The following is a 12,322-nucleotide window of genomic DNA, read 5'->3' as shown; positions in this document are numbered from 1 at the left end:
GAGGGCGGCGGCGCGGCGGGCTCGATATGCGGCAGCGTCTCGCCGGCCTCCGCCATGCGGCGGAGCAGCGTTTCCCGCAGCCGGTCCGCCACGCCGCGGTGCGATTCTAACCCCGCCAGGTTGTTCAGCTCGTAGGGATCCGCGTATAAATCGTAGAGTTCCGTCTCCAGATAACGCCCCGCTCCCTCGTCGCGTTGCGGATGAGCCTGCGGAGCGGTGACTGCGTATTTCCAGCGATGCGTGCGGATGGCGCGCCCCACCTGGGATTCGCTGATCTGCACGAACACTTCGCTCGGCCAGTTCGCCGCCCCTCCCCCTCTCAGCAGCGGCATGACCGAGCGGCCTTGCATATGCGCAGGCACGCCGAGGCCGCACGCGTCAAGCAGCGTCGGCGGCAAGTCGACGAGGCTGACAAGCTCGGGGATGCGCCCGCCTCGGGAGAACGGGCCGCCTCCGATTGCGGCCGGCACCCGGATCGAGCTGTCGTGGCAGGAGCGCTTGTATTCGTTGTTGCGCGTCTTGAAGTGCGAGCCGTGATCAGAGGTAAACACGATGATCGTCTCTTCCTCCAGCGACAAACTGCGCAAGGCGTCCATAACGCGGCCAAGCGCTTCGTCAAGCCGCTTTACCATCCCGTAATAGCCGGGCAAGTGCTGCGGCGCCGTGCCGACAAGCGATGCAAGGTCGGGCGGCGTCCATGCCGATACGTACTTCCCGACCTCGGATTCCGGAGCTGGATAGTCGTCCCTGTGATTCTGATGATGCGGCTCCAAAAAGGACAGGAACAGGAAAAACGGATCGTTCTTATGCGTGTCGACATAGCGGATCGCCGCGTCTGCCAGAGCGTCTACCCGGTACCCCGGCAGCCTGACAGGTTGATTCCGTTCATCGTAAAGCAACGTCCGGTACGCATCGGATGTATGCTCCAAAGCATCAGCCGCAAGCCAGCTCTTGTAGCCGCCGCGCAACTCCTCTGGTACCGGACTGTCGCGGGTAACGGCCAGATGCCACTTTCCGATATACCCCGTCTCATACCCCGCTTCGTTAAAATAATGCGCAAGAGTCGGCCATTCTGTGGACAGAGGTATTCCGTTCGTATAACAGCCGTTCGTCGTGGCGTATACTCCTGTCTGGAGGCAAGCTCTCGCCGGCCCGCACACGGGCTGGGGAGTGAAGGCGTATTCCAGATGAGTCCCGCGAGCCGCAAGCCGGTCGAAGTTGGGGGTCAGACCAAGCGGATTGCCGTGCACCCCCGTTGTGTCCCAGCGCTGCTGGTCGGTAAAAAAGACGATTACGTTTGGCCGTTTGCCAGAGACGGGACGTCCGACGCGCTCGGCATTGTCTATCGTTAATGACATAAAGATTCCCTCCTCCTCAGCCCTTCAACCCGGTCGTGGCGATACCCTCCACGAAATATTTTTGAGCCATAAAAAATACCGCGATGCAAGGCAAAATCGTAACGACCGACATCGCCATGACTTGATTCCAATTGACCGCTCCCTCGTTGTCGAGCACCATCCTCAGACCAAGCGCCACCGTATACTTCGAAACGCTGTTAATATAGATCAACGCCGTAAAGAACTCGTTCCACGTCCAGATGAACTGGAAGATGCATACCGAGACGAGCGCCGGGGCCGCTAGAGGAATCAGCACGCGTACCAGAATGCCGAACGAATTGCATCCGTCGATGACCGCGGCCTCGTCGAGATCGCGCGGAATGCCGCGCAGAAACTGTACGAGCAAAAACACGAAGAAGGCGTTAACCGCCAAAAGAGCGGGCACATAAAACGGCAAATACGTATTCAGCCAGTTGAATTCCTTGAACAGCAGATAACGCGGGATCATGATAACCGCATCCGGCAGCATCAGCGTCGAGATCATAAGCGTAAACAACAGACCTTTGCCTCGGAATTTAAAACGGGCGAAGCCATAAGCGACGAGCAGGCTGGAAGCAGCCGTGAGTACGACCACCGGAATAACCAACAGCAGCGTATTGCCGAAGAAGGTGCTGAAGTTCGTCCGCCCTACCCCCTGCCAGCCTCGAGCATAAGCATCCCACACAAATTCGCGGGGCCATAAGCTGATGCTGGAAAAAATATCGGCGTTTGGTTTGAACGAAGACGAGATCAGCCATAGCAACGGATATAAAAACAGGATAGAGAACACCGACAAGACGATAACCGTCCATAGCTTGCGTCTCCTCACTTGCCGTCACCTCCGTCTTCGTAATGCGCCCAGCGGTTGGAGGTCTTGAACAGCACGAACGTGAAGACCAGAATGATCAGGAACAAGATCCAGGATTGCGCGGATGCGTACCCCATCTTAAAGAACTGGAACGCGTTGTCGTACAGCATCATTCCGTACAGATAGGTAGACTTCATGGGCCCGCCGTCCGTTATGACAAACGCCGCCGTGAACTGCTGGAAGGCATTGATCATCTGCATGATCAGATTAAACAGCACGATCGGCGTCAACAGGGGCAGCGTGACGGAGAAAAACGTTCTTACGCGCGAAGCCCCGTCCACCTTCGATGCCTCGTAGAGCTCCGCCGGAACCTGCTTTAGACCCGCGAGGAATAGCACCATCGACGATCCGAACTCCCAGACGGGAAGCAGCGTAATCGTAAACAGAGCCAGGTTGGGATCTCCCAGCCAGTTCACAGGCGGCAAAGAGAAATAGGAGAGCATCTCGTTCACGAGTCCTTCTCTCATGAACATAAACCTCCACAAAACCGATACCGCGACGCTGCCGCCTAATATTGACGGCAGATAATAGATGGTGCGGTAGATGGAAATCCCTCGCATTTTGACGTTCAGCAGCATCGCCACCAGCAAGGCGACGATCAGCTTGAGCGGCACGGCGATGACTACGTATAGCAGCGTCACCCGCAGCGACTGAACGAATACCGGGTCTTTCGTAAAGATTTCGATATAGTTCGCGAGTCCGACAAACGTTTGCTTGCGAACCATGTTATAGTCGGTAAACGAATAAATAAACGAGGCAACGAACGGAACGAGCGTGAGCACGATAAATCCGATCAGCCACGGACTGATGTATAAATATGCGACCAAGCTCCCGGGCTTCCGCTTCCTTCGCTTGCCCTCAGAGCCGGGAGTCTGTCCCCCCGCCGCCTGCGCCGATTGATGTGTCATAACCCTTCGTCCCTTCCTTTTCGCCTTACTTGATTAAGGCCAGCTTGTCCTTCAGACGCTCCGTCAGCTCGCTTGCTGCGGCATCCGGCGCAACCTTGCCGAAGGCAACCCGCTCCAAAATGTCTTGTGCGATCTGGTTAAGCTCCTGATTGCTGCTGAGCCCGTTTACCGGCTCGCCGGGATTCGAAAGCGCAAGATCAACCGCCTTGGCCACGGTCGGATCGATCAGTCCTTCCTCTACCAGCTTGTCGGCGTTGGCCTTGACGACCGGCACGCTGAATACATCCTTCAGGACGAGCGAAGCTTCTTCCGACGTCAGCAGCCAGCTGGCGAATTTCGCGGCTTCTTCCGGATGCTTCGACTTCTTGTTGATCGCGAGCGGATTGCTCGGATTGACAAGCACGGCCGACGTCTTGGCATCGCTCGGCACCGGGAACATGGCAACATCCACTCCAGGCGTGTACGTCTTTACTTTAGCGATCGTGGAGGCCAGTGTGAACATCATGCCGATGTTGCCGTTCTGCCATTGCAGGTTGTCCGCCATATCCGGGTAAAGACTGCTCTCCGCCACGGGCTGGATCACGCCGTCCGCGATCAGTTGCTGATAATAGGAAAATGCTTTGGTTACGTCCTCTTCGGCGAAACCAACCGTTTTATCGTTTTGAATCCACTGATTGCCGGTGAGCTGATTTACGAACGGCTGCAGGAAGATCCGGTAATCGAACATGCCGAGCAAATAAGCGTTGGCGTCCTTCTCGTGGACCTGCTTGCCGATGGTATGAATCGTCTCCCAATCCCATACCGTATCATGGGCAATGTCGAATCGGTCGAAAAACTCCTTGTTATATAACGTAATCATGCCATTGGCACCCATCGGAAGCCCGACAAGCTTGCCGTCGTATACCGCGTAGCTGTCCAGAAACTCCTTGTCGAACGCATCCAGATTGAGGTAATCCTTAAGCGTGTTCAAATCGAGAACCAGATCGCCTTTAACCGCGATTTCGTCGATCCAGTCTACGGAAAGCGGCGTCAAATCAGGCGCCGTTCCACCCGCAAATTGCGTGACCAGCTTCTGATAATAGCCTTCGAACCCGCCGTACTCCGGTTCGATGACCACGTTCGGATTGGCTTCGGTATAGATGTCGATCGCTTCCAGCAATGCTTTGTGGCGCACCTCGGAGCCCCACCACGAGAACCGCAGCGTAACCTTCTCGCCGTCCGTCTTTCCTTCCGGCGCCTTGCCGCCGCTCTCGTCTGACCCGCAGGCCGTCAACGCCGTCGCAAGCATGGCGACGAGCGGCAAAGCGACCGCTTTCCTCCAATTTCTATTTTTCATTCTCTATTCCCCCTCGCCCATTATGATTACGCTTTTACTATATCGCTATTATGCCATTGAAAACAGGCACGCAAGATGACGAATGGTATCCCTTTTTGCTCCATTTGGGACAAAAGGTATCCGAAATTGACATGTCGTCCATATCGGAGAACAGTTGGCAACATGGAAGAGGTTGTTCAAAAAGTCCGCTTCCCATTACGAAGGAACACGCACTTAAAGGATATTCCCTAGCGCTCCGCTAAAGGTGTGTCTGTACAAACGGAAACATTTCATTTATGCTGTTAACCATGAAATCGTTTGCAAGTATTCCGCGGATGAAAGGATCGGATCGCAATGAAATACAAGCTGTTGCTTGCGGACGACGAAGCCGAAATTCGCAACGGATTGTCGCAATATTTTCCTTGGAACGAGGTCGGCTTTGAGCTGATAGGACAATGCGGGGACGGCAAGGAGGCTTTGGAATTCATAGCAAATCGCGAGGTAGACGCGCTGCTGTGCGACATCCGCATGCCGATTATGTCGGGGCTGGACGTCGCCCGCATGCTGCATGAGGCAAAGAGCCGAGTCAAGGTTCTGTTCCTGAGCGGCTACAAGGATTTCGAATACGCCAAGCAGGCGATCGTATACGATGTCAAAAGCTATATCGTCAAACCGACCAAATACCAAGAGCTGTTCGAGGTGTTCACCTCGCTCAAGATGGAACTCGACGAGGAGCGCGGTGCGGGCGGCGCGGACGCCTCCTTTAACGAGAAGGTCGTCAGAATCATTCGCGATTACGTCGCCGCTAATTACGCGCATGCAACGCTGGAGGAAGCTGCAGGTCTGGTCCATATGAACCCGCATTACGTCAGTAAATATTTTAAGGAAAAGACGGGCGAAAACTTCTCCGATTACGTGGTGTCGGTTCGGATGAACAAGGCGGCGGAGTTGCTGAAGGACATTCGGTACAAAACTTATCAGGTGAGCGAGATGGTGGGCTACAGCTACGCCAAAAACTTCACGCGGACCTTCAAGCGTTACCATGGCATGAGTCCGCGCGAATTCCGCCAGCTGTCCGGGTTGAACGAGTAACGGGGCCGACATGAGAAAACGATTTTTCGTCAAAAACATGCTGCTTTTCCTTATTCCATTGCTTATTCCGACCATCGTGCTCGGAACGCTGTCGATCGTCATTACGAAGCAAAACCGGGAAGGAGAGACCGCACGCGACAATCTGCAGCTGATGCATCAAATCGATCGCAACATGGAGCTTGTCTTCCAAGATATCGAGACGCTTGGCATCAGCATGGGCACGCCCGAAGTGCTATACCAGCTGGAAGAAATATTGCGTACTCAATACGTAACGTTCGATAACCAGCGGCTCTTGGGAATGATGCGCAATCTGATCGACAGCCCGGCGAACGCCAAGCCGTTTATCCAATCCATCTACGTCCACGTAAACAATCCCTACAATCAGTTTCTCGCCAGCGGAACGGGACTCTCGACGCTCGATCGTTATCCCGACTCCGACTGGCTGGAGCGTTTTCGCGCCAGGGAAAACCCGGTCGGCATCCTGCTCGAGCAACGCCAAATTCAGCGTTACAGCTTCGAAGATCCGATTGCGGTAACCACGCTGTACAAGCCGCTGACCTCCCTGCTTACGGGAGGAGCCATCGGCGTCATCGCGGTTAATATCTATACAGACTACCTGGATCGATGGCTCCAATCGTTCGCGAGCATGGACGGTCAGCATCTGATCATTTTGGACGAAGCCGGGGGGATCCTGTTCCGGAATCAAACCTCGATCCTTCCCGATTCGGTGCAAGAAAAGCTGTCGTCGCTGTCGCCTGATACCAGGAGCTTCGACGTGGAGCTGGATAAACAAACGTTCGCCGGCACGCAGCTTATGTCCGGCATGCACGACGGTTGGCGCTATATTTCGCTAGTGCCCAAAGACGAGCTCAACCGAATATCGTTCCGACTGAGCCAGTCCACCATTTATGTCGTCGCGCTTTCGTTCCTGCTTGGCCTGGCGCTGACTTACCTGCTGACCAGACGATCGCTTAGACATATCCACCGTATGATCTCGATTATCAAATCGGCCGAGAAAGGACTCCCTTTGCCCGAAATCTCCAGCGCCGGCAAGGGCGAGGACGAATACGGCTATATCATTCAGACGATGACGCGCAACTTTATACAGTCCAACTATCTGGGCGTCCAGCTATCCGAGAAGAAGTTTAGACTTCAGGCGGCGGAGCTGCTCGCGCTGCAATCGCAAATCAACCCCCATTTCCTGTTCAACACGTTGGAGACGCTGAACTGGAAGGCAATGGCGTTGACCGGCAGGCCGAACGAAGTCAACGACATGCTGGAGCATCTGTCGGAGCTGTTGCGGTATACGCTGGACAAGCCGGGCCGGATCGTTCCGTTAATGAAGGAAATCGACTATACGAAACATTACGTCGCGATTCAGCAGATTAGATACGGCGATAAGTTCCGGTGCGTCTGGGCTTACGATCCCGACGATATCCAACCATACAGCACCGTCAAGCTCGTCCTGCAGCCACTGATCGAGAACAGTCTTTATCACGGCATTAAGGAGATGGCCGGCAACGGGGGGATCAAAATCAAGCTTGTTCGTTATTCCGGGTGGACGGCTATCTCCGTCATCGATAACGGGGTTGGCATGTCAAAAGAACGGCTGAAAGAAGTACGCCGTTCGGTCGCCATGCATTTGGAGGATGACTACGGAAATACGGGGGATGCGGGGGATACGGGCGATGCAGACCACATCGGCCTAGCCAACACCAATCGAAGAATCCGGCTGGCTTACGGCACGGATGAAGGGTTGCAGATACTTAGCAAACAAGGGCTAGGTACCGTCGTCCGGCTAAAGATTCCGGATTGAGGCGCCTTATCGCGGCAACGTCTACCGATACTGCTCGTACAGCTGTTCCACATGAGGGGCAGGCCCCACGCCAAGCTCCTCGTGCAACAACTGCTTGTAGGAGCCGTAACAATCCCGAAGCGATTGCCGGTCTCCCATTGCTCCGTAAGCTTGCAGCAGCAGCATACGCGCCTCTTCGTCAAACGCATTGCGAGCCGCAATTCGGCCGGCGATCCGGGTTACTTCCCTGTATTGCTTCTGAGCGAGGAGCCAGCCGGCCAGTCGTCTGGCAAATGACTCGTACTGGATGGTCAATCGTTCCCGCTCGGCGTCGGCCCAATCAAAGGCGTTGCCCTCGAACAGTTCGCCCGTGTACCGGCTTTCCAACCTGATCGCGGCGGCCGCATTGCTCTCGTTGATCTCAAGACATTGCTGCAAATCCTCTTCGAACCGGATAAAGTCGACATCCGCGCAATCGAGATCGACCCGATATTTCTCTTGGGCGGACACGACCATTTCCTTGCATCCATGCTCCGATAATGCTTTCCTAAGCTGGTATACCGCTGTATAGAGATACCGTTCCGCATTCTTGAACGGCATGTCCGGGAACAGCTCCTCTATAACCCGCGCCTTGGCCACGCTGCGTCCTCGATGATTGACCAGGTAAGCGAACAACTCCATGCTTTTGCGGGATATCCATCTCACATTACCCGTCTGCTGGCCGCTTGCTTCGAAGCAGCCCAATCCGCGTACTTCTAGTCGGCTGGCCGCCGAATCTCTTGTCTGCGCCTGCGCTTCGGGGACGGCTCGGCCGGCCGCAGCTCTGGAGATGGTCTGAGCCAATCGTTTCCTCGATATGGGCTTGACCATATAGTCGAGCGGGTATACATCATAAGCCTGCATGGCGAAACCCGTATGGGAAGTCGTAAACACGATGTCCAGACCGGCATTCAGCGAACGCAAGCGGCGGGCCAGATCCAAGCCGCTGTCCTCGGCAAGCTGGATGTCCAGAAAGGCCAAGTCCACTTCGGTGCGATGTACAAAGTCCAGCGCCTCCGCGGCGCTCTGGAAAGCTCCGACAAGCTCCACGCCTTCGATCTTTGCCAGCAGTAATCGCATGGCGAGCAACATGGCATGCTCATCGTCGACCAGGAGAACCTTCATAATGGAGTGCCGCCTCTCATTGTAAATTTAAACAAGCTTCCTTCGCCTGCACTGCTTTCTACCGTCAAGTTCCCTTCGCTGCGCAATATGAATTGTCGCGTAACAAGCAATCCCAGTCCGGCCCCTGTCTCGCCGGAGGTGCCTTCTAATGATCCAAGCTGCTTATCCTCCAACAATCGCCGAACCTGCTCTTGACTCATACCTATTCCGTTATCGCGGACGGATACGATAACCGTCCCGCCCGATTGTTCCGCGTCAACATGAACCGCGCCGCCTGATCCGGTGAATTTGATGGCATTGGACAGCAAATTCCGCAGGATCAATCCTAGTGCTTCCCGGTCTGCATACACCCGTATGTCCGAATCAACCGAATGCGTCACGTCGATTTGTTTCGCCCCGCTATAAATATGAAGCAAGTGAATACAGTCCTCGACAACCTCGATCAGCTCCAGTTCTCGCGGGCGAAGCGCCATATCTTCGCGCTGGCTGCGGAACCACTCCAGCAGGTTCGTGGACATGCCGAGCGTATTACGAATCTGACCGCCCAACTGTGCTATGATTTCCTGATGATCGGCCTGGAAGCCGTCACGATCCTCCTCCAGCAATTCAATTAATTGAAACTGCAGCGCGAGCGGACCGCGAATATCATGAGATACAATGGCAATAAGCTGATCCTTCAGTTGATTCAATTGCGCGATCTGCTCCAGATCCCGCTGCTTCTCCGTAATATCGACAATAAGCGAAATACTGCCTTGTCCTTGCATTCGCAAGGTATGGAGCGGATACACGTTGACGCGGTACCTCTTCCGCTCTCCATCCACCACGGCTTCGATCTCGACGCTCCCTTGCTTCATCGCCTTGCACAGCGCAAGCCAATCCGGCCAGAACGCCAGCAAGTCCGAGATGTTCCGTTCGGCAATAGAGGAGTAACCAAGCTGGTCAAACCATAAGGAAGACTGCTTGTTGCTGTCGATTACCTTGCCGGAAGCATTGGCAACCACGATGCTTTCTTGCAACGTATCCAGCACAAGATTTCTGGCAAAAGGAACAAGAGAAAAAAACTTGGACCGCAAAATAATAATTAACATAAGCGAGCCGAGAAATCCGCAATATACCGTTAACGGAAGCAGCCAAAAGGACCATTGCGGATTAGCGAATTTTACAATTTCCAACACGAACGAAAAAGAGGATAGGAACAACACCCACATTCCCGGCTTGCGCAAATCGCTGCGAATATTCCTCATATATTGAAACAGGGCATATAGGCTGGCGGCCAATACAAGAAAACAAAGCAACGTGAAAGACATAGAGTAGGCAGTCCGCGTAATTGCCAATTGCCCGTCTACGAGCTCAATCGATCGATAGATCCAGTGCAGCTTGGGATCGAGCCACATCTGCGCCGACCACAACGCGAAACCAGCGAGCAGGCCTATCTTCCATCTTGTCTTTATAGGCTTGTCCGGATATATCCATTCCAGGACGAACAGGATAAAGAACGGTACCATTAGGTTAAGAGCAGTTTGGAAAACATTGTGGAAGAACAGCTTCTCGGTTAAAGCGTGCACGCTATTCGCAAGAATAACGCCGCTGGCGTACACAAATCGGCATACGATCAAGCCTAGCAAGTATCGTATGCCTCGCTGTCTTCGAAAGCTGTAAACCGAGATGAAAATAATGCCGATCATGATGAGAGAAGCAATCATAAAGAGAAGCTCTATTGTTGCGCTCATATAGGAGGGTCCTTTGGTCCAATTTATAGTTCGTGTTCAAAAAGTTCGGTTTTCAGCACATGAGCGTATGCTTCCGATGCTGCGTTTTTTTCAAAACGCTGTAGAAGATTGGATAAAGGTAGAAACTGAGGAGCGGAGCGTAGTGGAAGCTACGTGAGCACCTGCAATGTTTCCGGAGGAAACATACTTCGAAAGCATCCGCTTAGTTTCGCCTGAATTCAAGATTCGATGTCGAATACGCTTCTTGGCATACTTCGTGATGGGAAGCGGACTTTTTGAACAACCTCTTGTAGTAGATTAAAGTTTCCCTTCATTATAAAACGCACCCTCATGCCTGACAAGAAACGGGACGATTTCCGAAAATCGCCCCATCACTGATCCCCGCCGTGTCGGTTCTTCCCCCTTCAGCCCAGCTATAGTTATGAGAGGTTGCTTAATTGTGCATTTTTGCTCAAATCGTTAAGAAAAACCACCCTCAGGACTGAAAATCGTACGAATATACACAATTTTTCGCATAGCATCGGTACTAGAGGCTTTCCAAGCCTAATTTTGTGTATATTTGCACAAATACACCAATAATTAGCCCATACTACGCTATATTTGTGTATTTTCGCACAATTGTTGTTCTGTATACCGTAACTGAAGGTTACACGCCAAACGTCAGCGCCGTCCAACCCCGACAATGGGGCTGCTTTACTGAATAATCTGCCACAAGCGGAGAATCGTAACCGTTGCTTCCGCTCTGGTCGCCAAGCCGTTCGGAACGAATAGATTGTCGCCTCGCCCTAAGAGCAAGCCGTGTTGAGCCGCCGTGTAGATGTACGCTCGCGCCCAATCCGGAATATCCGCGTCATCGGCGAATGAAGCAGCCGTTTCTCCGCTTGCGCTTGCCTCTCCGCCTTCGCCTTCGCTGAGGCTCCGTTCCAACGCTCTCGTCATCATAGCTGCCATTTCCAAACGGCTCACCGTTTGCAGCGGCCTCAGCGTACCGTCCAGATACCCTTTCAGTACGCCTGCGTTAACCGCGGCGCTTGCGACATCCTTCGCCCAATCCGGAATCCGGTCGGCGTCGGCGAACGTAAGTGCACGGCTCTCCCCCTCGGCAGAAATCTCGAGAGCACGCAACAACATTGCCGCAAACTCTATCCGCGTGACCTGCCGCTGCGGATGAAACATTCCCGCGTTATCGCCTTGAACAACTCCTAGAGCAGCCGCTTCGCATATCGGATCTTCCGCCCAATGACCCGCAATATCGCGGAACGCGCAAGCTGTCGGTTCAGGCTGTTCCTGATCGGCAAGGCGAACAATCGTCAGGCGGTATGTTTTCACCGTTCCGCTCTCCGCCATCACCTTGATGTCGAACAGGTTGTCTCCTTCGGCAAGATCAAGCGTCCAGATTCCCGAAGCGGGTAGCCGCTCCTCCTTCAACGTGACAGTCGCCCCGCTGTGCGCCTTGACAGCCCCAATGTCTACCTGCTCTGCAGTCGTTTCCAGCTTGTAGCTGGTGGTCTCCGGAGCAAATAACGGCGTCAGTTGTTGTTCCGCTCCATCTGCAGTTATCGTCAGTTGTTTAAGATCGGCATTGTTCGAATAATACACCGGGATGCTCGGTGCATTTACGCGAACGGTACGCGTCACCTCTGCGGCCAGATTGCCGGCGCTGTCTTGCGCTCTATATGTCAATTCGTAGTCGCCGGGAGTCAGGTGGTCAACGTGGCCTGTGACCGTCACGAGCACAGCGCCTTCCAAGGCGTCTTCGGCCGTTGCGCCCGGGTCGACAAAGACATCTCCCGTCAGAATCGACATCGTTGCGCTGCCCTGAAGCGTAATGACCGGTGCGGTCACGTCTACCGTGAACGTGTTCGTATCCGAATCTGGTCCGCCATTGCCTGCCCCATCTGTCGCACGCACTTGTACCGTATGGTCGCCTTCGCCAAGCGCGGTCGGCGGTGTCCACGTCCAAGTGCCGCCCGCTCCGACCGGCACAGACTCGGCATCACTTCCATCCAGGATGATCGTCACCGTACTTCCTGGCTCTGCTGTGCCGCTGATCGTCGGCGTTGTGTCTTTCAGG

9 protein-coding genes are annotated in these 12,322 nt (G+C 54.1%); 2 read left to right on the top strand and 7 right to left on the bottom strand.

Features of this window, described 5'->3' with window-relative positions:
* The 4 genes from PAT3040_RS23770 to PAT3040_RS23755 all read right to left on the bottom strand — a co-directional run.
* Nucleotides 1–1,358 (bottom strand): sulfatase family protein (locus PAT3040_RS23770; RefSeq protein ID WP_108994634.1); only part of this gene is annotated, 1,358 nt, incomplete at its 3' end.
* A 16-nt stretch (nucleotides 1,359–1,374) separates the two neighbouring features.
* On the bottom strand, nucleotides 1,375–2,205 hold the full coding sequence (locus tag PAT3040_RS23765) for a carbohydrate ABC transporter permease (RefSeq protein ID WP_108994633.1): 831 nt from the start codon (nucleotides 2,203–2,205) through the stop codon (nucleotides 1,375–1,377).
* Nucleotides 2,202–3,152: a carbohydrate ABC transporter permease gene (locus tag PAT3040_RS23760; protein ID WP_108994632.1), complete on the bottom strand. Its 951-nt coding sequence runs from the start codon at nucleotides 3,150–3,152 to the stop codon at nucleotides 2,202–2,204. Before PAT3040_RS23760 ends, PAT3040_RS23765 begins: the two co-directional genes overlap by 4 nt.
* A 25-nt stretch (nucleotides 3,153–3,177) precedes the next feature.
* Nucleotides 3,178–4,488, bottom strand: a complete 1,311-nt coding sequence (locus PAT3040_RS23755; RefSeq protein WP_108994631.1) for an ABC transporter substrate-binding protein — start codon at nucleotides 4,486–4,488, stop codon at nucleotides 3,178–3,180.
* Nucleotides 4,489–4,821: 333 nt separating this feature from the next.
* Here PAT3040_RS23755 and PAT3040_RS23750 point away from each other — a divergent pair, with 333 nt between their 5' ends.
* Together PAT3040_RS23750 and PAT3040_RS23745 are read left to right on the top strand one after the other, a co-directional pair.
* A complete protein-coding gene (locus PAT3040_RS23750; RefSeq protein ID WP_108994630.1) occupies nucleotides 4,822–5,559 on the top strand; it encodes a response regulator transcription factor in 738 nt (245 codons plus the stop codon).
* Nucleotides 5,560–5,569: 10 nt separating this feature from the next.
* Nucleotides 5,570–7,375: a sensor histidine kinase gene (locus PAT3040_RS23745; RefSeq protein WP_108994629.1), complete on the top strand. Its 1,806-nt coding sequence runs from the start codon at nucleotides 5,570–5,572 to the stop codon at nucleotides 7,373–7,375.
* Nucleotides 7,376–7,396: 21 nt separating this feature from the next.
* Here the strand turns inward: PAT3040_RS23745 and PAT3040_RS23740 are convergent, their stop codons facing one another.
* The 3 genes from PAT3040_RS23740 to PAT3040_RS23730 all read right to left on the bottom strand — a co-directional run.
* On the bottom strand, nucleotides 7,397–8,518 hold the full coding sequence (locus PAT3040_RS23740; protein WP_108994628.1) for a response regulator: 1,122 nt from the start codon (nucleotides 8,516–8,518) through the stop codon (nucleotides 7,397–7,399).
* On the bottom strand, nucleotides 8,515–10,248 hold the full coding sequence (locus PAT3040_RS23735; protein ID WP_108994627.1) for a sensor histidine kinase: 1,734 nt from the start codon (nucleotides 10,246–10,248) through the stop codon (nucleotides 8,515–8,517). The genes PAT3040_RS23740 and PAT3040_RS23735 overlap by 4 nt, the downstream gene beginning before the upstream one ends.
* A gap of 693 nt (nucleotides 10,249–10,941) precedes the next feature.
* A partial coding sequence (locus tag PAT3040_RS23730; RefSeq protein WP_219930310.1) for an S-layer homology domain-containing protein occupies nucleotides 10,942–12,322 on the bottom strand: 1,381 nt, incomplete at its 5' end.

The organism is Paenibacillus agaridevorans (assembly GCF_003112455.1).
GTDB lineage: Bacteria > Bacillota > Bacilli > Paenibacillales > Paenibacillaceae > Pristimantibacillus > Pristimantibacillus agaridevorans.
Note: the sequence above shows the minus strand (reverse complement) of the source record. Positions and strands in the feature narration are given on the sequence as shown.

Excerpts from the sequence above, each read along its gene's own strand:
- PAT3040_RS23745 (WP_108994629.1), top strand. The coding sequence starts at position 5,570 with ATGAGAAAACGATTTTTCGTCAAAAACATGCTGCTTTTCCTTATTCCA.
- PAT3040_RS23755 (WP_108994631.1), bottom strand. The coding sequence starts at position 4,488 with ATGAAAAATAGAAATTGGAGGAAAGCGGTCGCTTTGCCGCTCGTCGCC.
- PAT3040_RS23735 (WP_108994627.1), bottom strand. The coding sequence starts at position 10,248 with ATGAGCGCAACAATAGAGCTTCTCTTTATGATTGCTTCTCTCATCATG.
- PAT3040_RS23740 (WP_108994628.1), bottom strand. The coding sequence starts at position 8,518 with ATGAAGGTTCTCCTGGTCGACGATGAGCATGCCATGTTGCTCGCCATG.
- PAT3040_RS23760 (WP_108994632.1), bottom strand. The coding sequence starts at position 3,152 with ATGACACATCAATCGGCGCAGGCGGCGGGGGGACAGACTCCCGGCTCT.
- PAT3040_RS23750 (WP_108994630.1), top strand. The coding sequence starts at position 4,822 with ATGAAATACAAGCTGTTGCTTGCGGACGACGAAGCCGAAATTCGCAAC.